This window comes from Psychrobacter sp. M9-54-1, from assembly GCF_016613355.1.
In the GTDB taxonomy this organism is placed as follows: Bacteria; Pseudomonadota; Gammaproteobacteria; order Pseudomonadales; family Moraxellaceae; genus Psychrobacter; species Psychrobacter faecalis.
The window spans coordinates 16,142-39,539 of record NZ_JADGFW010000025.1 but is presented as its reverse complement, the minus strand read 5'-3'; the positions used below and the strand labels follow the sequence as shown (position 1 = coordinate 39,539).

The following is a 23,398-nucleotide window of genomic DNA, read 5'->3' as shown; positions in this document are numbered from 1 at the left end:
TAGATGGTAAATAAAGAAAGGCGCTCTATAAAATATAGAGCGCCTTTTGTATCTTTTATAGAATCGCTAGTTTTTTAAATTTTATTAAGCCAGCCTAACCCAACATCGGCATAAAGCTTGATGCTAAGCCACCGATAAAGATTTCCAGCAGATAAAAGGCAAAGAAAGCAATCATTGGCGATAAATCAATCATGCCCAAATTTGGCGTAATACGACGAAACGGCGCTAAAATTGGCTCAGCCAACATAATAATAATACCAATAATCGGATGCTGAGACTGGGTAAACACCACAATCCAGCTGACAATGATAGAACCGATGACCAGATAGCGGCACATGCGTAAAAAGTCTAATATCAAGCTGATAGTACCAGTAAAAAATAGCGGCACAGGCGCGATACCTTTATGGGTCAATGCCGCCTTACCAGAGATATCAATCAGACGAATTAAGAACATCAATACAATGGCAGCAATACTAATACGACCTTGGGCGACGGTTGGGAAAATACGCCCGAACACATCGACGATATGGGTGGCTTTATAAGCAGGGGCAACCATAGGATTGCTGGCATCCATTCCAGCAAACTGCAGCATAAAACGGATAAACACCAACATCATGGCGAAGGTAGTGACCAAATCAAAAATTTGCAATAACAGGTTGTTCATGAAGTGCTACTCAATGTGACATTATTAACGGGATTTAGGATGACGAATGTCATTATCAGGCATTTTTATGACTTTAAGTTTTTTATGACTTTAAATTTTTATAATTTTAAATAGGGTATCTCATAAATCATGATACACCCTATTTATAAAGGGTTAATGACAAGTAGCGACTGGCTATTTACTCATCTCTTCACTCAGCGCTTGGCTACGATCGGCGCAAGCTTGCATGGCTTCAACGATTTGACGGCTGATGTCATTGGCCTGCATGGACTCGATAGCTGCTTGGGTGGTACCATTTGGTGAAGTGACTTTACGGCGTAGCTCGCTTGGTGCATCTTCACTACCCAGCGCCATTTTTGCCGCGCCAAGCATGGTTTGCATCGCTAGCGCTGAAGCTTGCTCTTTATCCAATCCTAACGCGACTCCGCCATCGACCATTGCTTCGATAAAGTAAAAAATATAAGCGGGCGCTGAGCCTGATACGGCAGTGACCGCATGCATGTGCTCTTCATTATCGACCCACATGACCAGACCTGACGCTTCCATCACTGCGGTTGCCAATTGTTTTTGCTCAGCACAAATATCATCCGTACCGTAAAGACCGGTTGCGCCCATTTGAATCATCGCTGGCGTATTTGGCATCGCACGAACGATATTGCCATAGCCGCCGAGCATATTTGATAATAGCGCAGTCGATAATCCTGCTGCCACTGAAATCACCAGCTGCGTGTCTAAAACGTCAGCAAAACCACTGACCACCACTTTCATGACTTGCGGCTTGACTGCCAATACCACGATGTCAGCACCGATAACCGCCGATTTTGCATCGGCCGTTGGATCGACCGTATTCAATCCTTTAGCAGCCAATTGCTCGCGCGCTTCACTGCTCGGATCAGCAACGGTAATCAGACTCGGTTTGACGCCGCAGCTGATAAGTCCACTAATCAAAGCCTGCGCCATATTACCGCCACCGATAAAGCTGATTTTCTTATTATCTAATACTGACATACGTGTCTCCTATTCAAAAAATGCAAAGGCACTCAAACTAACATAATGATAGGTAAAATGACACTCAGTTTACCATACTGCTACTGGCGTCGTTTGATAAATTGAAAGACTCAGTAATGGCGTTGCTGTTTAAGTAATTATCACTATAGAACGCACCATATTTATTATTTAACAGGTTTTATGCAGAGTTAAATGGCTGTTGATAAATGCGACAAGCTGTTTTACATCTACACTAATATTCGCCTGCTCAGCATTCAACGCCCAGCTTTCAAAAGGTGATAATAATAAAATAGGCAGTTCTATCGGGCAATCGTTCTCTAAAGGCTCATTTTTACTACTTTCTTTATTCATAAAAGTAACGCTCACTACTACCAAACTCTCACGCAGCCATGATGGAATAGCCAAGGTTTGATAGAGTTTTTTACCAGATTGCGGGCGCGATGCCAGTGCGGTTTGTATACGCTGTTGCCTGTCTAATGGTGCAAAGGTTACCTTCACCTTATATTCATAGCTTTTTAATAGCTGCGTTACTTCATTTGGCAAAACTTTTAATTGCCAAGCAAATTTATCCTCATTACGTAAATTAATTGCAACAGGTTGTCTGCCAGTTGCCTGAACATCAGCCTTAATAAGATTAGACTCAGTAAAATTAGATAAGGTTTGAGTCTGCTTGGCAAGCGGCAACTCTAACCACTTGAGCCAGTCGCTACTTAGACGATAAAGCTGCTGGCGATAACGGCGAATAGTATAAGACGCTTTGCGACCTTGCCAAAACAGCGCCGTTTGATGGTCATTATCATCACGTTGGCTTAGGCTTAACACATCATCAACGAGCTGTTTGGCTGTCGGTAATGGCTCATCTTGACCAAGCCAATGGTGCAATAATTGGCGCTGACGATAAATCGGTAGTTTTTGCAATTTATCTATATCTAGTACGCGCTGGGCAGGTGGCAGCTGTAATGAGGCAACCTCTGTGTGTTGCAAATCCTCGCTTGCTTGGGCATTGATTATTAATTGTGCATCACTTAATAACTGCGCGCTACGAGCAATATTATCAATAACGTTGGAGTTATAGCTCGCCAGTATCGGCATAATGTCTCGGCGTAAGCCACTACGCACATTATCGCCAGCATCATTGGTTGGGTCGTCGATATATGGCAGCTTTAAACGCTGAGCATAGGCGCTGATAGTGGCGCGTTTGATAGTCAGCCACGGTCGCCATAATGCTATGCGATGTGCGCCCTGCCTTTGAATGCGCCACGGCTGCATAGCCGATAGACCATTTACCCCAGCGCCTTGAATCAGGCGCATTAAAACCGTTTCCGCTTGGTCATCGGCATGATGAGCTAATAATAAAACGTCATCTTGATTAAGCTGCGCGCGCATCGCATCATAACGCGCTTGCCGTGCGGCTTGCTCATCTCGACCATTGAGCTGCGCCTGTAAAATCCGACAAGGTATATTTTGCGCCTTCGCCCAATTAGCAACGTGCTGTGCCCAAGCGCCACTAGCCGCTTGCAGACCATGATTGACATGCAGTAATTGCGGCAAAAATGGCAGTTTACCTTGGCGATAAAGCTGCACACATAGCGCTGCTAATGCCAACGAATCTCGCCCCCCGCTACACGCCAGCCAAACTCGCCGACCATGTAGTTGCTCGCCATATTCAGCTAGACTTTTTAACAATGCCTCTGCTAGAACAGCATCGATAGGCAGTTCTGCAACTGGCTCAATGGCGTGTGGAAGGATGGCGCTACTGGTCATAATCTTTCTTATTTATTAGGTGGTTTTATTTACGTATCAATCAATTAAAACATAAACAAGTCGGCACAAAAAAAACGCGCCATAAAATGACACGTTTTTATTTTAACATTAAGCGCAAAGCGATGTCGTTAAAAGCTAAGTCTAAGTAACTTAGCAATATACTTTCATATAAATGCTTAGCAAGGCAACATCACTTCTGAGTTAAAGGACTTCAATTTCTCATAACGCAGCTCGCAGCGCTCATCCGCATCCATATCTTTAAGCTCATCTAATTGCTCAACAATTAATGCTTTTAGCGCCGTCATGACTGGCTGCGGCTGAAGATGAGCACCCTCGCCTTCATCGATAACTGCGTCAATTAGGCCCATTTGATAGAGATTAATGGCATTCAGTTTTAATGCTTCACTGGCATCTTGGGCTTTTTCCGCAGTTTTCCACAGAATAGACGCACAGCCTTCAGGTGAAATGACTGAGTAAATACTGTTTTGCAGCATATTTACTTTGTCGCCAACGCCAATTGCCAATGCGCCACCTGAGCCGCCTTCACCAATAATAGTGACGATAACAGGTACTTTAAGGCTAGAGAACACAGCGATACTTTCGGCGATGGCTTGCGCTTGCCCGCGCTCTTCAGCACCAATGCCGGGGTAGGCACCTTGGGTATCGACAAAGGTCATCACCGGAATGTTAAAACGCTCAGCCATTTTGACCAAACGAATGACTTTGCGATAGCCTTCAGGGTTTGCCATGCCAAAATTATGAGCGATACGCTCACGCGTGCTACGACCACGATGCTGACCAACCACCATCACAGGCTGACCATCTAGACGCGCAAGACCGCCAAGAATAGCCTTGTCATCAGCATAAGCACGGTCGCCATGCAACTCATCAAATTCGGTAAACAGCTGATTGACATAGTCCATAAACAATGGACGTTTGGCATGCCGTGCAAGCTGAACGCTATCCCAGACGGTACTCATAAACGCTTCCCTTTCGTAATTCTATATAATATGGTGATGGTTAATAATGGCTGTGTTAGGTAATACTGTTATCGACTCTCAAATAATGAAAGTACAGTTGTAAACTAAATAGAAGCTATAGTAGCACATCTTAAATCGCATGGCATTACTGACAACGCCGCCTTTGTTACGTTAATCCGTAGCACCATTATTATAATAGTAACGGCTTCGCATTAAGAATCAGTATTAAGAATCAGTACTAAGAGTCGGCATTAAGAAACAGTATGAGCAATCAGCGCTTATGCCTCAACCATACTTCCATCAACAACACTCAGCTTTACGCCCCATTTAGCAAACTGCTCAATCTCCGTATGCAAGTCTGACAATAAGAAAGTATAGTGCTCACTACTTTCACCAACGGTAATTTGCCAACGGTTATTGTCAATCACTTTTAAACCCAGTTTTGGTAATTCATGCTCGCTACGGCTATGATGCGCGAGCACCGCTAAACGTAGCAGCAAACACAGATAAACCAGCGAATCGCCACCGATTATACAAGCCTGCTCTAACATATCCGCTTTGAGCTTACGGCGATGATTGAGCATCAGCTGCGCCATGCGTTTTTGATCGACCTGCGAAAAACCTGGAATATCAGAGTATTCAACCAAATAAGCACTGTGTTTATGATAGCCGCTATGCGCAATTGCTAAACCGATTTCATGTAATGACGCTGCTCGTCTTAGTAAATCGCCATCTTCTGTACTAAGTCCGAGCTTTTCTTTGACTTGCTCAAATAAACTGCGGCTGGTTTTGACCACTTGTTTGGCTTGCTTTTTATCGCCAGAGTAGCGTTTAATCAGTGCAAGCACACTGCGGTCACGCACATCTTCGCTAGCAAAACGTCCAAGCATATCGTACATAACGCCTTCACGCAGCGCGCCATCTGAATACACCATGGTCTCAATGCCGAGCACTTTCATCACCGCTCGCAATACCGCAACGCCCGCTGGGAAAACCGCTTTACGGTGTTCTTTGACGCCTTCTAATTCAATGTCATCGACGTTGCCAATTTTAAGCAATAATTTTTCTAACTTTTTAACACCTTTATAGGTGATGCGTTCTTGTTCATCTGCCCAGCCTTTTGACACAAGGACGTTGCGTACCGCTTTAATGGTGCCACTTGAGCCAACCACACTACTCCAGCCGGTTTTTTGGTAACGGCCATTAATCGCCAGCACTTCTTTGCGCGCCGCTGAGATGGCATTATTAAAGGCTTCTTTAGTAATTAAGCCGTCCGCAAAATACTTTTGGGTAAAGGCGACGCAGCCCATTTGTAAGCTTTCGGTCAATAACGGATCGAACTCTTGACCGATGATAAACTCTGTCGAACCGCCGCCGATATCAATAACCAGACGCTTATCGCTACTGGCATTGGTATGCGAGACGCCCAAATAAATCAAACGTGCCTCTTCACGTCCAGCGATAATCTCAATCGGTTTGGGCAAAATTTTATTGGCCCGAGTAATAAAGTCATTGGCGTTTTTTGCTTGGCGTAGGGCGTTGGTCGCTACCACGCGAATACGCTCGGGCGGCACCGAATCCAAACGCGCCACAAAGCGGCTTAAGCATTCAAGACCGCGCTTTTCAGCCGCCGCGCCCAAGATATTATTCTCATCGAGTCCGGCAGCGAGCTGCACCTTTTCAGACATAGACACCACTTTTCGCACTTCACCGTGGTCGAGACGCGCAATCGCCAGATGAAAACTGTTGGAGCCGATATCAATAGCGGCCATCATTTCATCTTCAGCAAGTGGTGGATTTTTTAGGTAGTCTTTGGGCATAAGCGAGATTGTTACCGTATTAGATAAAGTGGTATTTAAAAGCTTTCAAGCTTTTAAAATAAAAAATATGAGCAAGTTTTGCCATTAAAGCATTTATGCCAAACGCTGGCAAGTCAGCGGCTACCATCGCTAAACACAGCTTGCAAAAACATCCAAATATCTAAGAAAACTCAATTAAATACTGGCTAAACAATGATTAAATCAGAACCTTAAAGTCAGTCTCTAACGCTTGTCTTAATACCATCGGTTTGCTACATTGAAAATGCGTTAGAATCTCATAATTAGCCGGTATATTGTAATAGATAACAGGCACTTACTTATATTATAAACATTGGTTATATAAGCTCATTACCTAAAGCAGCCCTCAATTTTGCGATTGAGCATTCATAACTCGTCTTTATTTAAAATAAATAATTTGCAAGGAAGCAAAGTCATGAATCAAGCCACTACCCAAATCTTACAAAACAAAGCTGCCCAAACTGAAAGTGCCGATACTCATATTAATAAACAAAGTAATGGCGAGCTTATCAAGGTAGCAGACCTCGCCAAACATAAATTTTATGACTTTTATCTAAATGAGCATCAAAATATGGCTTGCCGCCGTTTGCATTTCGCGGGTAGTAGCTTTGGCTTATTAGGCTTAGCAAAGTCTGTCAAAAATCGCTCAGCCAAACCGCTGCTTAAAGGCATCGCTGCGGGATATGCTTGCGCGTGGGTCGGGCATTTTTTCTTTGAGAAAAACAAACCTGCTACTTTTAAATACCCATTACAAAGTTTTGCTGGTGATATTCGTATGTTCACCGACGTGCTCCGCGGTAATTTGAGCTTAAAAGACCGTAAGTTCGATAAAGCGCGTTAAATTTATTGATAATAAACAGAAAAAACAAAAACTGGGCCAGTTTAAGACGCTAGCCCAGTTTTTTATGTTGTTATCAAAAATCTATTATTTAGCAGCTATTTAGCGTAAAGACTTACGAAGTATTTTACCTACAGCGGTTTTTGGTAACTCATCGATAAAATCGTAAGCTTGCGGACGCTTATAACCGGTCAAACGCTCTTTGGCAAACGCCGCCAATTCCTCAGCCGTTAAGCTGGAATCTCTTTTAACCACAAACGCTTTTGGCACTTCGCCACTGTGCGCATCTTCAATGCCAACGACAGCCACCTCGAGCACTTTAGGATGTTCCGTCAGCGCCGCTTCCACTTCATTTGGATATACATTGAAACCCGAAACCAAAATCATATCCTTTTTACGATCAATCAATGTCAAAAAGCCATTTTCATCTAACATGCCGATGTCACCGGACTTAAAGTACCCATCATCGGTAAAGGTCTCTGTATTATCCAAACCCCAATAACCCTGCATCACTTGTGGCCCTTTAATCCCCACTTCGCCGGGCACGCCAACAGCGCAGGCGGCTCCTTGCTCATCAATGATTTTGATATCCATCATGGCTAAAGGTAATCCGACGCTACCATTAAAGCTATCTATCCCTGGTGGATTAAAAGAGATAACCGGCGACGTTTCTGACATGCCATAACCTTCATTAATAATCATGCCTGTAGCGCGCTGCCATCGGTCAGATACCGCTTTGATAATCGCGGTGCCGCCACCGATAGATAATGCCAAGCGACTAAAATCAAGCTCGGTAAACTTTGGATGATGGAGCATGCCGTTAAATAACGTATTGACCGAAGGAATCACATGCGGCTGATGCTGTTCAATGCTATTTACTAAGCCATCGATATCGCGCGGATTGGTGATCAATATATCTTCCCAGCCGCCATAAATACCCAGTAAACCACAAACCGTGAAGGAGAAAATATGATAGAGCGGTAAAGGGTTAAGTATCTTGATTTGCTCGCTGCGACCTGCTTCGACAACGCTGCCAAACATTGCATAACACTGGCAAATATTAGCCATCAAATTATAATGAGTAAGCATCGCGCCTTTTGGCTTACCCGTTGTGCCGCCCGTATACTGGAGTAACGCCAAGTCTTCGCGCGTGATGGTCGGTGGCTGAAACTGATCTGCATGGTACGCTTGCATAATATGAGCAAAGCTCACATAACGTTCTTGATGAGATTTTGCAACTGTAAGCTCATTTTCACCGTCATTTTCGGTTGAACAATGAATACTGTTAAGGATAGCAATATCATTATCGATAAGCTCAGCACTCGGATTGATAGAACAATGTACGACTAAAGACAGTTGCGCTTTAACCTCATCATCCAATTTATCGAAAGCTGCCGACATACCATCGAGAATCACCAATCCACACGCTTGAGAGTCTGTCAGCTGATGGGCCAACTCATACTGGGTATACATCGGATTGACATTTACCAATACTACCCCTGCGCGCAGACAACCAAGCAGCACCACCGCATATTGCAATATATTTGGCAATTGCACCGCAACACGGTCGCCCTTTTGAATGTTTTGTGCTTGTAAAAAAGCAGCAAAGCGGCGACTTGCAACATCTAACTGAGCAAAATTTAAGGTGGCAGCGCCCATGCTAAAAGCAATAGCGCTACTGTGCTGATCAATTTTTGGTTGTAATAAATCAAGCAGGTTGTCCTTACCGTTTAACACATCCAAATTATTTTCCAAGCCATATTGCTCGTAAGCCCGCTGCCATAATGGCGGAACACGGCTACTTAGTGCATTATTTTCAAAGCTATTATCCATCAAATTGCATCCTTGCTAAAACGTAATTGGTGCTCTCAGAATAGCACAACTTAGTCGTTGTATTATAGGTTCTAAAACAAGGATACTGTTAGGTTATAGATTATTTTCAAGCCTAAAAAACTTCCACCATTTATTAAAAATTCGTTTTATTAATACGCAGGCACAAAAAAACCAGCACGATAATCCTGCTGGTTTTTATGTTGCAGATATAAATTCTAAAGAACATTAAACTTTAAATTTTAGACAAGTAATTTTAACCAAATGATTTAAGCGTTTGCCATTTCTGCAAAAATCTCATCAGCGGCGTTAATAGACGCTTCGATGTCTGTATCACTATGCTTGATTGACATAAAGCCTGCTTCATAGGCCGATGGCGCAAGGTAGATACCGCGCTCTAACATGCCATGAAAAAAGGTATTAAACACATCCATATCGCACTCGGTGACGTCATCGAAGTTTTGCGGTACGTTTGTCGCCTTGTCTTTAACAAAGAACATCCCAAACATGCCGCCCAGTTTATTGGTGCGCAGATTGATACCATGCTTGTCCGCCGCCGCTTGGATACCATCAATAAGCTGGTCTACTTTCGCAGATAATTGATCATAAAAACCATCAACGGTTAAGTCTTCAAACATCGCGATACCGGCGCGCATGGCCAGCGGGTTACCTGATAACGTACCCGCTTGATAAACGCCGCCAAGTGGCGCGATACAAGACATCACTTCTTTTTTACCACCGAAAGCACCAACGGGTAAGCCAGCACCGATAATTTTACCAAAGCAGGTCAAATCAGGGTCAATGCCAAAATGCGCTTGCGCGCCGCCAAGTCCAACGCGAAAACCGGTCATCACTTCATCAAAAATCAATACCGCACCATTGGCGGTACATTCTGCACGCAAAGTATCATGGAATTCTTGGGTCGGAATGACCATATTCATGTTGCCGGCGATTGGTTCGACAATCACGCAAGCAATCTCACTACCCCATTTTGCAAAGCATTCTTTAATCGCTTGTGGGTCATTATAAGGAATAGTAATCGTATGCTTGGCAAAGTCCGCTGGCACGCCTTTTGAGGTCGGCTCGCCAATATCTAGCATCCCTGAGCCCGCTTTTACCAACAAGCTGTCGGAATGACCATGGTAGCAGCCTTCAAATTTGACGATTTTATCACGCTCAGTAAAGCCGCGCGCCAAACGAATCGCGCTCATGGTCGCTTCTGTACCTGAGCTTGTCATGCGAATCATCTCGACACTTGGGACAATGTCGCAAATCTTATCAGCCACGGTGGTTTCAAATGGCGTTGGCGTACCAAAGCTCAAACCATCATCAGCTGCTTTTTTAACCGCATCAATGACTTTTGGATGCGCATGACCCAAAATCATCGGCCCCCAAGAGCCGACATAATCGATATAAGCATTGTCTTCGGTGTCATAAATTTTGCTGCCGTTAGCACGGTGCATAAAAATAGGCGTACCACCAACGCCAGCAAAGGCGCGAACCGGTGAGTTTACGCCGCCAGGAATATGTTTGCGGGCTTGTGCAAAGAGTTGTTCATTTTTAGTGCTCATAATTAGTCTCTACTTATTCTTTTGATGTTATTTTATTAACAATAGCTTAATTAACAATCACTTAATTAACAAAAACTTAAGCTTTTTTAACCACTGACGATTTGAGCTTCATCGGTCCAAAACCATCGAGTTTACAGTCGATATCATGACCATCAGAGGCATCTGGCAACAGACGAATCCCTTTTGCTTTGGTGCCGACTTTGATAATGGTTGATGATCCTTTGACCTTTAAGTCTTTAATCACGGTGACGGTATCGCCATCTTGCAGCTCGTTACCGACCGCATCACGAATGACCGCATCTTGCGCTTCAGCCTGCGCCGCATCGGTTTCAGCCGCGGTCCACTCATGAGCACACATCGGACATACCAGTAACGCACCATCTTCGTACGTATATTCAGCATCGCATTTTGGGCAATTGGGTAAGCTCATAATTTCCTCGTCAGCCGTGATAAATTGGGTGTATTCTAACGCTAACATTGTACCGTAACTCGCCAGCTTTCACCAATCGCTCCGCTTGTAAACACAGAACTGTGACTAATTGATACATTCGCTTATCCCTTAACGCGGACGTTTTTTATCACGTGGTTTTTTGTGGTACTCTGCTGTAACCAAATTTGATTTGATAACCATTTGTCTTTAGGTACTAAAAAGATGGTAAAAACTTAAATAACGACTTTTTCGCATTATTTTAACAGTAAGTTTTATAACGACTTTAATCACTCAGTATTAACCCTAATATCTGAGGCTATAGCGACTCATAAATAGGACAATAATAATGACTCAATCAACATTGCCACAATTTGTTCAACTAACCATTCAAGGTGAAGATGCCGCAAAGTTCTTACAAGGGCAGCTGACCTCTGATGTCACTAAGCTTGGGCTTAGCTATCAAGCAACGGCGCTTAGCAATTTAAAAGGTCGTATCGATTTTGGCCTTTGGATTAAAAAACAAGACGAAAAGCATTTTGATGTAGTCATCAGTGCCGATTGCGCTGAGGCTTTGCAAGCGCATCTTAAAAAGTTTGGCGCCTTTTCAAAGTTTGATACCAGTACACCAACGCCCATTTATCCTTGCGTACTCGATGGAGTGCCAACCTTTAGTCATAAAGACGAACATAATACTATCGATGACACTCAAGCGTGGATGCAGGCGAGTCTTGCAGCGGGTAATTATTGGATAGTCGCGGACACACGAGGCGAGTTTCAGCCGCAAGAGCTGCGCCTACATCAGCGCGGCGGTATGGACTACGATAAAGGCTGCTACCTCGGTCAAGAAGTCATTGCCCGTATTTACTTTAAAGCCGCGCCAAAAGCGTTTTTACATTATGTCAGCGGCACAGGCGAGGTGCCAGCCGCAGGTGATAAACTAGAGAAAATTCAGGTGGTCAATGCCATTGCTGATGATGATATAAATGCTAATGGCTTTAAGGCATTGGTTGTTGCCCGCCCAGAGCATTTAGCCGATAGTGAGCTTACGATATTAGATTTACCACCAGCACTACAAGCAGATGTCGCCCGTCAAAAATAACTGGAAAGGTTTGATAGTCTATTTCGCAGTCCAACTCGTATTATAAAAAGTACTTTTACTAAAATGCAGCAGAGCAATTTATGACCCATATTGCGGTACTCGGAGCAGGTGTGGTGGGCGTGACCAGCGCTTGGTATCTTCGGCAAGCAGGCTACGATGTGACCGTCATTGAGCGCGAATCTGCTGCCGGTATGCAAACCTCATTTGCCAATGGTGGGCAGATATCCGTCTCGCACGCAACCCCTTGGGCAAATCCGAGCACACCAATGAAAGCGCTTAAATGGTTGTTTCGTGAAGATGCACCGCTGCTCTACCGCTTGCGAGCTGATAAAGCGCAGTTGAAATGGGCAATGCAGTTTTTACAAGAATGCCGCGCAGAACGAGCCGATGCCAATTTGGTACAGATGGTGCGTTTGGGCTTGTACTCACGCGAAGCATTGCAGCAGCTGCGTGCTGATATTGGTATTGATTACGAGCAGCAAACGCGCGGTATCATGCATTTTTATACCAACCAAGTTGAGTTTGATGCTGCCATCGCGCCAACCGAGCGTATGCAAGAGCTCGGCTGTGAGCGCTATGTGATTGATATTAATAATGCTATTAGCCTTGAGCCTGCGCTTTACCCTATTGCTCATAAGCTCAAAGGCGCCACTTACACCAGCCGTGACGAATCGGGTAATGCGCATTTATTTACCCAGCGTTTGGCGCAGCGCTGCATCGATGCTGGCGTGAAATTTTTATACGATACCGACATTTTGGCGTTAAACACCGACGCCCATTCTGCTCGCCCGCACGTGCATAGTATGACCATTCGTCCCAAGGGCGAAAACGCACAGACTTTTAGCGCCGACAGTTATGTGCTAGCACTTGGCAGCTATAGCGTATTGCTCATGAAACCGCTCAATATCCATCTGCCGATTTTCCCTGCCAAAGGGTATTCAGCCACTTATCAAGTCAATCCGCGTGCGCCACATTTAGCACCTTTCGTCAGCCTTATTGATGATGAGTTTAAATTAGTCACCTCGCGCCTTGGTGACAAATTACGCGTCGCAGGTACGGCGGAATTTAACGGCTATAATATGGATTTAAATAGCACGCGCTGTGCAGCCATTACCCGTCGCGTACAGCAGTTATTTCCCAAAGGTATCATTGCCAATTCTATGCAATATTGGACAGGACTGCGCCCAATGACGCCATCAAATGTACCATTAATAGGACGCGCGCATCATGGTCAAGTCCGTCATGGTAGTGTCAATACAAACGCCAGCTTTGATAATTTATGGCTAAATACCGGTCATGGCACGCTTGGCTGGACGCATGCTTGTGGTTCGGCAAAGGCGATCAGTTTATTGATACAAGGCGAGACACCGCAAGTAGACTTTGATTTTATAGGTTTAGGAACTTAAAATTAAAAACGTAAAGAAGGCACTTTTTTAAGTGCCTTTTTAAATTAAAGACTTTTATTTTAGAGCTATTTTATGCAGCGCTTCCTGATTTAATATCAGCATTAACCTCAGTATCAACAGTTTCCAAATCAACCTCTTCTGGCTCGATTGCTTCTAATTGTACAGGTACGCCATTGACTGCTGCATTACCACTTAGCTGATCGATTAAGGTATCGTCGGTCAAGTCATTAACACTGACACCGGCATGCGCTTGCGCAATCTTTTGCTGCACGCCTTTACGACCATGACCCCAACCATGAGGAATACTGACTACGCCAGGCATTAGCTCATCGGTGACTTCTGCTACGATCGTCACACTACCAACACGCGAGGTCACTTTTACTTCCTGTCCATCCTTAATACCATATTCTTTCGCTGTTTCAGGATGCAGCATCAGCGTACAGCGTGGCTTGCCTTTTACCAAGCGATAGCTATTATGCAGCCATGAATTGTTACTGCGTACATGACGACGACCGATAAGTAAAATCTGTTTGTCATCATAATCCTGCATCATCGTTTGCACGCGCGCTAAATCGGCTTGATAAAAATCGATATTAAGATGAATTTGCTTATCTTTATGCTTTATTGCTTGCGGTAGCATTCTTTTGAGCGTGCCTAAATCCAGTCCATGCGGTTTTTTCTTGAGTTTATTTAGATTCATGCCAGCATAAGGTCCACGTCTCAAGCCTTGATCAAGCAAAAATTTTGGTCCTAAAGTCTTAACCAATCGGCGCTCAATTTTGGTCGTAAGCGGCGCTTTTTTATCGAGGCGTTTTGCCAGCTCTAAGTAGATTTGCCAATCATGTTTGGCACTTTTTTTCTTAGCAAACAATGCTGGAGAGTATTTAGCGACATTATGTACGGCAAAATTATTAAAGGTAACGTCATAATGGTCACGCTCTAGCGGCGAGACGGGTGGCAAGATAATATTGGCATGCCGGCTGGTTTCTGTGACAAAGTAATCAATCGCGACCATAAAGTCCAAATTGGCAAAGGCTTTATCTAACTTTTCACCATTTGGCGTACTGAGGACAGGGTTGCCTGCAACGGTCATAAAGCCTTTTAATTGACCCTCGCCTTCTACCAGCATCTCGTCACCCATCGCTACGACAGGATAATCACCATTAAAATCAGGCAAGTTACTCACTCGGCTATGACGTTTGCCTAAATAACCTGGGCCGGAGTTATTGACCACATCAAGCGCAGGATTGGGGAACATGAGGCCGCCTACTTCATCCAAACGTCCGGTGACGATATTAATCACCATAATCAAATACTGGCTTAATAAGCCAAATTCCTGCACCGATACGCCCATGCGCCCATAGCAGACGGCGCTTTCGGCTTCGCAAAACTCTTTAACCAGTCGTTTAATCTCATCTGCCGCAATACCGGTAATATCAGCAACTAACTCTGCGCTATAGTCTTTAGCGAAATCTGCCAAGCGCGCAATCTCTGGCGCAAGCGCCGCCGCTCTATTATTAGTCCGTGCTTTGTCCGCGTAACCTTGGTCATAGATTTCATTGAGCATAGCAAGCAAAAATAAAACATCGGTTGCTGGACGGATAAAATGATGCTCGCTTGCAATGTCAGCAGTTTCGGTACGTCTTGGATCAATCACTACTACTTTGCCATCGCGGGCTTTGATGTCTTTTAGCTTTTGGCGCATATTTGGCGCGGTCATAATACTGCCGTTAGATGCCAGCGGATTGCCACCAATGATGAGCATATATCGGGTGCGATTGACGTCAGGCACGGGGATACGCAGCATATGCCCAAACAGGTGCATGCTGACGATATGGTGCGGTAATTGATCGACCGAGGTTGCAGAAAAACGACTGCGGGTCTTGATACTGCTTAATAGATGCTTAATGGTCAGCATGCCGCCCATATTATGGACGTTGGGATTGCCTAAATAAACACCAAAAGCATTTTGGCCATGTTTCTTTTGTACTGACTGAATACCCGCAGCTACTTTATCAAGCGCCTCATCCCAGCTGACTGTTTTCCAACCGTTAGCCGTCCTCTCGATGGGATGACGCAAGCGATCTTGGTCTTCATGTAAATCTTGTAAGGCAGTTGCTTTTGGGCAAATATAACCTTTAGAAAATGGGTCATTTTTATCGCCTTTAATCGATAATACCTTTGCTCCATCGTGCTTTATTTCAATACCGCACATCGCCTCGCACAGATTGCAGGTTCTAAAATGTGTTTGCTCATTCGTCTTGATTTGTTTACTGCTCATGGCCACGCTCCCTGTGATCGTTACTATCGCTTTCGCTAACTAAATTCCGTTTTATGATATGAATAGATTCGTTAGTTTTAAAAATTTTGCGAGCTCAGCATTCATTAATTTGCTCACTAGCTATTTATTACTTGCTCATTATTGATAAAAAATCCGCCAAAAAGCCCATCAAAGTTTTTGCACAACATCGCAATTGCTTGCTGCTGTGAGTAACGTCCTTGATGACAGCCTAATATCAACTCATGAACTTGCGCGCTCGCACTATCAACGCAGAGATAAACTTCAAACGTCTCAAAAGAACACTTGGCTGACTGCAATCCTTGGATAAATATTTTTGTCCATTCTTCACGTATGTCGGTAAACAAACTTCCCAAACCTTTATCTTCTACTCGCAAATCAAAGCGTAGACTGTCTTCGAGTAACCGTTGGAACAACCTAATATTTTGAAAGGCGGCTGTAAAAATTAGCGTCAAGCAATGCTGACAGCGCTGATTGAACGCCGCTCTAGACAGCGTTGGATAATCTCCAAGCATATCTGCCCACGCCTTACGCATCGGTGATAAATAATTGTCTTTTAATTGCCTACTCAACTCACTTTGTAGCGCCTCTACGCTGTCAAAGTGATTATAAAAACTTGGCTGGGCGATTCCCGCCCCTTTAGCGATTTTGTTCATACTCATGCCGCAAGCGCCTTCCAAGCTATAAAGCTGCAGCGCACTTTTTAATAAGGCACGACGGGTTTTGGCTTTTGCCAGCTCACGCTTCGTATCTAATCTTGTCGCGTTTACGGTATTAAGTGGACTCACTGTTATTCTGTCCTAATTGTCTAAGGCTTATGATTTCAGCTATAAGCTTATAGTTAATTAAATAACAAGTCTACAATCAGATGCGTAAAAGGCGTTATTTTCCATTAATAGCTTTAGAATTAGGATTGATAAAGACATAAAAAAGGACAACGCACTATATAAGTAGAGATTTGGCTGCTGGTTTTCTTTACGTATCGCTCTGACAAAGTACCCTGTCTATTACACAACTATGCCCTCCATAACATAGCAAGAGCAATGACCATAATTAAGCAACACTACAAACATTGCTCATACAGACATGGCGGTCTAACATTTATATATTAGTATCACAAGTTGGCCACGGGCTAGCTGTAAAGTACTTAAAACAGTACGAGATAAACAAGAACAATCATAAATAATAACTTGCTCCTAAAGCACTTTACGGTTTATAGCGTTAGAATTTTTAAGCTATTTACCGTAAAGATTTGATAACTAAAATAAGGATTATAATAATGAACGAACATACGTTAAAAGGTGATTGGAAACAGATGAAGGGTACGGTCAAGCAGAAGTGGGCTGACCTAACTGATGATGATTTACTACATATCGAAGGTAGCCGTGATAAGCTCGTGGGTAAAGTCCAAGAGCGTTATGGTCACAGTAAAGATGACGCTGAGCGCGAAGTAGATGCATGGCGCGTTGAAAATAAATATTAATTTTTCTTATAAGAATTTTCTTACTTATAGATTTTTATAAGCTATTTGTTGAGAAAGGTCACATTGATTTAATGTGGCCTTTTTTATCGTCTATGCTTTTTTATTGTCTATAAGTAACTACTCATCATATTGACTTATGGATTTTAATAATAAAAATATGAGGTCGTTATCATTTGGGATAACTGGCATGATAGAAGTTTTCTAAGGAATACACGTTCTGAGAAAATCTGAATGGAGGATTCTTAACATCCAGACACGATAAAACCGCATAGCAACTTATTGTTATGCGGTTTTATTGTTAACCATCCTTGTTACCCATCACCACTCTAATCGCTGCATCCTTGCAAGATATTGAGTATATTGTGATAGCCGGGCATCCTGCCCATTTGTTCTGACTACTACTGGCATTAGATGCCTGCAGCACGGGTCATGTGTCCTTATTCCAATTGCCTTTATCATCCTGATGCTAGCGATTGAACTATTATCCTTAATACGGTCAACTCAATCCTTGAGTCACATTCCCTTATGCCGTGTGTGTATAGTGTCAAATTATGCATCACGTGTTAAGTCGCGTAAGCGTCATTGCATGTAAGCATATGCTTACGTCGATTTTAAGATAGCCAATATCTCAATCTAAGTTATTGATAAATTTGAAATAATATTTACGTATATCTTTAATTGTTTCGTACTCCCTATATTAGTCATTAAAAGTGTTAGCGATATTGAACAAATTTAGAAACGCCCTAGTCACCTAAAGTGTCGAATGCTTACGCAACTATTTGCAAAATTTACAACTTATTAACATCAAAGACATGGAAAGATGATTTTTAAGTCTTACTATGTGTATGTAAGAAAATATTTCAATATTAAGAAACAAATATTGGCTTTGCAGGCTTATAAGCTACCAATCACCTATTGTTAAAAGTATCCCTGTTAAATAATCGTTCCTTATTCAGATCATCAGTACTCCAAAGGAGATTTTATTGTGAAAACTCTATCCGCTTTCTCATTTAAGACCGCAATATCTGCTGGTTTAGCGCTGACTTTGTTAGGAACGGTGGCTGGTTGTGCCGTTGTTGATCCAGGTTATGGAAATTACCCAATATATGGTGGTAACAGCGATTACGGCAATGCTGACTATAAACGCGTTAGCCAGACTCTAAGCAATAATCTACGCCGTCAAGGCTATCAAGTCATGGACATCCGCTCTGATAACTATCGTGGCAACCATGCTATTACTGCCATCGCTAGAAAGAACAATCAAACCTACGAGCTTAAATATAGCTATCCAGACTTAAGACTCATCAGCTCAAACAAAAGAGGTTCCTCTAATGTTTGGCAAGATGATAGAAACGATAAAGACCGTTACGACAAAGATGATTATAAAAAAGACAAGTATAAAAATCATGGCAAATATAAAAACAATAAGCGCTATAAAGACGATGATATCGAAAACAGTATCAAACGAGATTCTCGTTACCCAGCGATTAAGCAGCGGGCTGTCAATAAAGTAAAGTCAATGGGCTATAGCGTTAAAGATGTAGAACTCGATGAAAAGAACGGCCGCGGTGTGTTCGAGATTGAAGCCAAACGCGGCTCACAAGAATATGAGATTTTTCTTGACTATCCAAACTTGAATGTGATTAAGATTAAAAAAGACTAATCTTTAAACAGTCCATTTTTATACGTTAGCTTTTCTTATGCAACGTTATTGTGGTAGTGCAACATTAAGATCAGTAATTAAATACCAGTAATCGCCACATTACTGATAAGTAATAGGAATTAATAAGATAATAGGAATATTTATTATGAAGATATTAAGCTTCTCAACTTTAAAAACCGCTTTTTCTGCTGGTATTGTGCTTGCTTTATTGGGCACTACCTTTGGTTGTACCGTCACGCCAAGACATGATGGTCAAAGAGTTTATTACCCAAACGGTCCGTATCAGGGTAACGGCAAGTATAACAATAATGGTCGTTATAATAATGGCGGCCATAAAGTCAATCATGCTCACCACGATAGCAAAAAAGGCAAACATAAGAATAAAAACGGTCATCACAAAAATAAAAACGGTAAGCATAAAAAAGATAATAGCCGCTACAACAATAATGGTCGCTATAATAATAACCATTATCGCTACAAGTAACTTAACCTCTCAACAATTTATAGAAATAGCGCATAGCGCCTAATGGCTAGGCGTTTGGGTTTTTGGGTCTGTGCTCTCGTTATTTGACGACGTTTGACAAAATTTAGCTATTCTAGATGAGTACGATTCAATTAAGAACACGCCTTGTACGTACAGATAAGATTTTGGCATCGTTGATGACTTGATGCCCTTGGTCAAATAAGCCAGCCCTTGGTTTAGTTGACCATTTTTTTATTGTGTCGTTTTTAGCATAGAACCTTGCTTATATAGACGAGTTACCAATACCTTTAATAGCATAGCATGAGAGAATATTATGAAAAAATATACGTTATTAAAAGCCACGGCGGCGAGCAGTATGATTGCCGCGTTACTGTCCATAACGACTGGCTGCGTCACCGCGCCCGGCTACAATGCTTATGGTGACCTTTATGAAGACATTTACAAAGATACTAAAATCTATAAGAAACACAAGAAAACCATCAAGTCTATTGATAAAGAGCTTTATCAGCCTGCTATCGAGCAGCGCGCGGCCAATCAGGTTAGCAATATGGGTTATCGGGTCAAAGACGTCAGATATAAAAAAGGCGACAGTAAAATAAAAGTAAAAGCTCGCCGCGGCAGTAAAGACTATAAAATTGAGCTTGATTATCCAAGCTACAAGGTGATTAAAATCAAAGAAGACTGAACATTTCTGATAATAAATTTAAGATCTTAAAAGTCCAATACTTCAATCACATCATAGGCAGGCGTTTCATAAGGATGCGCCTGCTTTAATGCTTCAATCACTGGCTTAATATACGCGTCGGCTACCACCATCTCCACGCACCATTCTTCGACCGTTTCAAGTGTATCCTGCGTGCCAATATGCGGCTGACTGCCTGCTAACGGCATAAACTGCCCTGTTCCTTTAACTTGCCAACAGCACTGCTCATAATCACCAATTTTTCCAGCACCAGCCGTAAATAAGGCAGTCTTTACTTGCTCTAGCGCTTCATTGGGAATAAAAACTGTCAATTTATACATTGCTTACCCCTTTCATGCTCTTTAAAAAATTAGTAACAACTCTAGATTGGCTATTTTTTGGACAGTGAAGGATGGTCGGTCCAAACATAGCGCAGTAACCAATCTTTTGCCGCGCCCGCATAATCAATGCCAATACGTGGGCGCAGCGATACTGGCGGCTGACAGCCGTCGTCTTCGACCCAAAGCCCTGACGCAGGCATGATAGGCGCACCATATAACTCGCGGTCAATTTGCAGCTGTTTGGTTAGCTTGCCAGGACCTGCAAATTGCTTGGGATCGGTTAGCTGTTTATCTGCGCTCAGTAATTGCTCGTCGATTAAGCGCGCGCTATCGTCTGTCAAAAACCCTGCGCGTATTAATACCGCTTCTGGCGACTCTGCCGTTCCGCTCACCAAATTGAGCATATGATGGATACCATAGGTCAGATAGACATAAAATACTCCGCCCTCGCTATACATAACCTCTGTACGCGGCGTGCGCGTGCCAGCATGCGCATGACAAGCGGCATCACCTTCACCAATGTAGGCTTCGGTCTCTGAGATGCGCATCCGTAGGGTTTTTTGCTTGCCGTCACTATCGATTAGCTGTCGGCATAAAATCTTGCCAATTAAATCTGCCGCTACCACGCAGGTCGGGCGGACAAACCAGCTAGGTTCTAAAACGGAGGGTTGTATATAAGGTAATTTGTACAATGACATCAAAGATAACCTTTTTTATAGCGGCGTTTATATTGACGATATAAATTTAGCATAAAAAACCACTCAAAGCGGCTAAGCGTTAGACCTTATTACCTATTGCAACTGTTGCTATACAGACAGTTAACTCATTCTAATAGTAAGCTTAAAACTCGCCAATCAATTTTAAAGTTAAAAAACTAAAAACATCCAACACTAAAAAATACAAACAAAAGGATATAACAATGACTAACTCTAATACTAACAATGATAAGCAGCACAACAACGATAGCAATAAAAATGCTAGCGAAAAAGATACGAATAAAAACGCAGTGATGAAAGATAACAACACTAATAATGGTAATAATGCTTCTAAAGGCAACGCTACTAACGATTCAAAGGACAACGCCTCAAAAGATAGTCAGTCTAAGACAGACGATAAGTCATCTAATCAAGACAATACTAATGACAAAAAAGATGATAAAACGTCGGACAAGAACGATAGTAAAGATAGCGATAATGATAAATCGTCTGATAAAAACAATAGCGGTGCCAAAAAAGACGATCAATCAGACGCTAAAAACGACAGTAAAAATGGTGACGATTCTGATAAGAAGGATAAAGATAGTAAAGATGATGACTCTAAATCTAGCGAAGATAAAGAATCTTCTTTAAAGGACACCGCTACCACTAAAGCTAAAGAAGTGGTTGGCACATTAGCGGACAAAGCTGCCGATGCGATGGAAATGGCTGCTAAAAAAATTAAAGAAGCGCGTAAAGACAAATAACATAACAATTTTTAACATAGCGGTCTTTAACATAGCTGTTTTTAAAATGCTTATCCCCATAAAAAAACTGAGCGCATGGCTCAGTTTTTTATTTTTTAAATATTTGGTGGTGTTCTAAAAAGTATGCTGGCGATAGAAGTCAATAAGAAATCTATGCTAAGTTCTCTGATTCTATAGGGCTTTCAAGGCTTCAAAAATTGTTCAAGTTTTAATCAGCATACTTTTTGACACACCACCAAATATTTTATATTTCTAGTTTAACGGCACACCGATACGTTTTGCTACTTCTTCATAGCCTTCAATCACATCACCCAATGATTGACGGAAACGGTCTTTATCGAGCTTTTTCTTGGTCGCTTTATCCCAGATACGGCAGCCATCAGGCGAGAACTCATCACCTAGAACGATACGATCATGGAATACGCCAAATTCAAGTTTAAAATCTACCAGTATTAAATCGCCAGCATCAAACAGCTCTTTTAGCACTTCGTTTACTTGGTGACTGAGCTCTTTCATTTTCGCCAATTGAGCTTCAGATGCCCAACCAAGCGAGATAGAGATGGACTCATTGACCATCGGATCGCCAAGCGCATCGTCTTTATAAAACAGCTCATAAGTAGGTGGTGTCAAAGCTTGACCTTCCTCTAAACCTAGGCGACGTACCAAACTGCCCGCGGCAAAATTACGCACCACGCATTCAACCGGAATCATGTCTAAACGCTTGACCAACACTTCATCGTCTGACAACTGCTTTTCAAAATGGGTTTCGATACCAGCGTCAGCCAGCTTTTGCATGATAAAGGCGTTAAAGCGGTTATTCACCACGCCTTTGCGAGCAAGCTGTTCGATACGCTTGCCATCGAGTGCGGAGGTATCGTCGCGGAAGTGTAAAATCAGCAGATCATGGTCTTCTGTTTCATAAACAGACTTGGCTTTGCCTTTATAGAGCAGTTGTTGCTTTTGCATGAGGGAGTTCCTGTTCGTTCAAGCTTATGTGGTAAAAACGCGCAGTGACCGCCAAGCGCTTTGTATTAAGGTATAAAATGCTTAACCATAATAAAAGACAGCGGTATAGATAAGGATGAAAAAGGGGTTTATTCTGCTGCTTGGGTCACGGCAACCGTACGCTGAGGTCTTGGCAGCTGATATTGTTTACCTGACTCATTTTCTAGTTTCAAGGTATTAGCACCGGCATTAGGCGTTGGGTATAACGGCACAAATGGCGCTGTTTCTTGCGCCGCTGGCAATTCTAATGGTGCCAGTTTTTTGCTTTGCTGATACTCAAGGCTACCATTATCGCGCTTACCAAACAGACCTTTTGTCGCTTGGCAGCCGCTCAACACTAACGTACTACCCAAAACCACGGTCATTAGCATCGGGAATATTTTTGCAAGGTTTGATGATACTGTCATCATATTATCTCTCTGAGTTAGCAGTTATTGCTTATTTGGTGCGTATGTAGGCAAAGCGTTTATAGTTTTACTATGTCTAACTTTTTTACTTAATAGTCGAAACCTATAGAGCCACTATAAGCGGTATGTTTATTAAATTTATAA

General features: G+C 42.7%; 22 protein-coding genes. 8 read left to right on the top strand and 14 right to left on the bottom strand.

Annotated features, from left to right (window positions below; translation table 11 throughout):
- Nucleotides 1-94: 94 nt before the first annotated feature.
- From IQ457_RS10480 to ppx, 5 genes are all read right to left on the bottom strand, one after another.
- Nucleotides 95-664 carry a YggT family protein gene (locus tag IQ457_RS10480; RefSeq protein WP_200663119.1) on the bottom strand — a complete coding sequence of 190 codons (570 nt, stop codon included), beginning with the start codon at nucleotides 662-664 and terminating at the stop codon, nucleotides 95-97.
- A 174-nt stretch (nucleotides 665-838) separates the two neighbouring features.
- Complete coding sequence (gene proC, locus IQ457_RS10475) at nucleotides 839-1,672, bottom strand: pyrroline-5-carboxylate reductase (protein ID WP_200663118.1); 834 nt, start codon at nucleotides 1,670-1,672, stop codon at nucleotides 839-841.
- Nucleotides 1,673-1,840: 168 nt separating this feature from the next.
- Nucleotides 1,841-3,436, bottom strand: coding sequence for a tRNA lysidine(34) synthetase TilS (gene tilS, locus IQ457_RS10470; protein WP_200663117.1), 1,596 nt, complete (start codon nucleotides 3,434-3,436; stop codon nucleotides 1,841-1,843).
- Between the two features lie 176 nt (nucleotides 3,437-3,612).
- Nucleotides 3,613-4,416, bottom strand: coding sequence for an acetyl-CoA carboxylase carboxyltransferase subunit alpha (locus tag IQ457_RS10465; RefSeq protein WP_200663116.1), 804 nt, complete (start codon nucleotides 4,414-4,416; stop codon nucleotides 3,613-3,615).
- 278 nt (nucleotides 4,417-4,694) lie between these two features.
- The gene (gene ppx / locus IQ457_RS10460; protein ID WP_144296774.1) at nucleotides 4,695-6,236 is read right to left on the bottom strand and encodes an exopolyphosphatase; all 1,542 of its coding nucleotides are present in this window, start codon (nucleotides 6,234-6,236) and stop codon (nucleotides 4,695-4,697) included.
- Nucleotides 6,237-6,669: 433 nt separating this feature from the next.
- On the opposite strand from ppx, the gene IQ457_RS10455 reads away from it, so the two are divergent.
- A complete protein-coding gene (locus tag IQ457_RS10455) occupies nucleotides 6,670-7,095 on the top strand; it encodes a DUF962 domain-containing protein (RefSeq protein WP_200663115.1) in 426 nt (141 codons plus the stop codon).
- 99 nt (nucleotides 7,096-7,194) lie between these two features.
- On the opposite strand, the gene IQ457_RS10450 is transcribed toward IQ457_RS10455, so the two are convergent.
- The 3 genes from IQ457_RS10450 to IQ457_RS10440 all read right to left on the bottom strand — a co-directional run bounded on the left by IQ457_RS10450 (nucleotide 7,195) and on the right by IQ457_RS10440 (nucleotide 10,923).
- The gene (locus IQ457_RS10450) at nucleotides 7,195-8,925 is read right to left on the bottom strand and encodes an AMP-binding protein (protein ID WP_200663114.1); all 1,731 of its coding nucleotides are present in this window, start codon (nucleotides 8,923-8,925) and stop codon (nucleotides 7,195-7,197) included.
- A gap of 266 nt (nucleotides 8,926-9,191) precedes the next feature.
- Nucleotides 9,192-10,493, bottom strand: coding sequence for a glutamate-1-semialdehyde 2,1-aminomutase (gene hemL / locus IQ457_RS10445; protein ID WP_200663113.1), 1,302 nt, complete (start codon nucleotides 10,491-10,493; stop codon nucleotides 9,192-9,194).
- Nucleotides 10,494-10,569: 76 nt separating this feature from the next.
- Nucleotides 10,570-10,923 (bottom strand): zinc ribbon domain-containing protein YjdM, encoded by a 354-nt coding sequence (locus IQ457_RS10440; protein WP_068405853.1) that lies wholly within the window; start codon nucleotides 10,921-10,923, stop codon nucleotides 10,570-10,572.
- Between the two features lie 346 nt (nucleotides 10,924-11,269).
- Here IQ457_RS10440 and ygfZ point away from each other — a divergent pair, with 346 nt between their 5' ends.
- Both ygfZ and IQ457_RS10430 read left to right on the top strand, forming a co-directional pair.
- Nucleotides 11,270-12,022 (top strand): CAF17-like 4Fe-4S cluster assembly/insertion protein YgfZ, encoded by a 753-nt coding sequence (gene ygfZ, locus IQ457_RS10435; protein ID WP_087814739.1) that lies wholly within the window; start codon nucleotides 11,270-11,272, stop codon nucleotides 12,020-12,022.
- An 80-nt stretch (nucleotides 12,023-12,102) separates the two neighbouring features.
- A complete protein-coding gene (locus IQ457_RS10430; protein WP_200663112.1) occupies nucleotides 12,103-13,428 on the top strand; it encodes a D-amino acid dehydrogenase in 1,326 nt (441 codons plus the stop codon).
- Nucleotides 13,429-13,498: 70 nt separating this feature from the next.
- Here the strand turns inward: IQ457_RS10430 and IQ457_RS10425 are convergent, their stop codons facing one another.
- A complete protein-coding gene (locus IQ457_RS10425) occupies nucleotides 13,499-15,709 on the bottom strand; it encodes a molybdopterin oxidoreductase family protein (protein ID WP_200663111.1) in 2,211 nt (736 codons plus the stop codon).
- Nucleotides 15,710-15,825: 116 nt separating this feature from the next.
- Nucleotides 15,826-16,515 carry a TetR family transcriptional regulator gene (locus IQ457_RS10420; protein ID WP_200663110.1) on the bottom strand — a complete coding sequence of 230 codons (690 nt, stop codon included), beginning with the start codon at nucleotides 16,513-16,515 and terminating at the stop codon, nucleotides 15,826-15,828.
- Between the two features lie 491 nt (nucleotides 16,516-17,006).
- Between IQ457_RS10420 and IQ457_RS10415 the strand changes: the two genes are divergently transcribed.
- The 4 genes from IQ457_RS10415 to IQ457_RS10400 all read left to right on the top strand — a co-directional run bounded on the left by IQ457_RS10415 (nucleotide 17,007) and on the right by IQ457_RS10400 (nucleotide 20,042).
- Entirely contained in the window at nucleotides 17,007-17,210 is a 204-nt protein-coding gene (locus IQ457_RS10415) for a CsbD family protein (RefSeq protein ID WP_068405819.1), read from the top strand.
- Between the two features lie 985 nt (nucleotides 17,211-18,195).
- Complete coding sequence (locus IQ457_RS10410; protein WP_200663109.1) at nucleotides 18,196-18,873, top strand: PepSY domain-containing protein; 678 nt, start codon at nucleotides 18,196-18,198, stop codon at nucleotides 18,871-18,873.
- Nucleotides 18,874-19,018: 145 nt separating this feature from the next.
- Entirely contained in the window at nucleotides 19,019-19,357 is a 339-nt protein-coding gene (locus tag IQ457_RS10405; RefSeq protein ID WP_191692287.1) for a hypothetical protein, read from the top strand.
- A 313-nt stretch (nucleotides 19,358-19,670) separates the two neighbouring features.
- Nucleotides 19,671-20,042, top strand: a complete 372-nt coding sequence (locus IQ457_RS10400) for a hypothetical protein (RefSeq protein ID WP_200663108.1) — start codon at nucleotides 19,671-19,673, stop codon at nucleotides 20,040-20,042.
- A gap of 26 nt (nucleotides 20,043-20,068) precedes the next feature.
- On the opposite strand, the gene IQ457_RS10395 is transcribed toward IQ457_RS10400, so the two are convergent.
- Together IQ457_RS10395 and IQ457_RS10390 are read right to left on the bottom strand one after the other, a co-directional pair.
- Nucleotides 20,069-20,380, bottom strand: coding sequence for an NGG1p interacting factor NIF3 (locus IQ457_RS10395; protein ID WP_200663107.1), 312 nt, complete (start codon nucleotides 20,378-20,380; stop codon nucleotides 20,069-20,071).
- 50 nt (nucleotides 20,381-20,430) lie between these two features.
- Complete coding sequence (locus IQ457_RS10390) at nucleotides 20,431-21,078, bottom strand: DNA-3-methyladenine glycosylase (RefSeq protein WP_200663106.1); 648 nt, start codon at nucleotides 21,076-21,078, stop codon at nucleotides 20,431-20,433.
- A 221-nt stretch (nucleotides 21,079-21,299) separates the two neighbouring features.
- On the opposite strand from IQ457_RS10390, the gene IQ457_RS10385 reads away from it, so the two are divergent.
- Complete coding sequence (locus IQ457_RS10385) at nucleotides 21,300-21,842, top strand: hypothetical protein (RefSeq protein ID WP_200663105.1); 543 nt, start codon at nucleotides 21,300-21,302, stop codon at nucleotides 21,840-21,842.
- 252 nt (nucleotides 21,843-22,094) lie between these two features.
- Here IQ457_RS10385 and purC read toward each other — a convergent pair whose 3' ends face one another.
- Nucleotides 22,095-22,808 (bottom strand): phosphoribosylaminoimidazolesuccinocarboxamide synthase, encoded by a 714-nt coding sequence (purC, locus tag IQ457_RS10380; protein ID WP_200663104.1) that lies wholly within the window; start codon nucleotides 22,806-22,808, stop codon nucleotides 22,095-22,097.
- Between the two features lie 128 nt (nucleotides 22,809-22,936).
- The gene (locus tag IQ457_RS10375; RefSeq protein WP_242465414.1) at nucleotides 22,937-23,257 is read right to left on the bottom strand and encodes a hypothetical protein; all 321 of its coding nucleotides are present in this window, start codon (nucleotides 23,255-23,257) and stop codon (nucleotides 22,937-22,939) included.
- Nucleotides 23,258-23,398 lie beyond the last annotated feature (141 nt).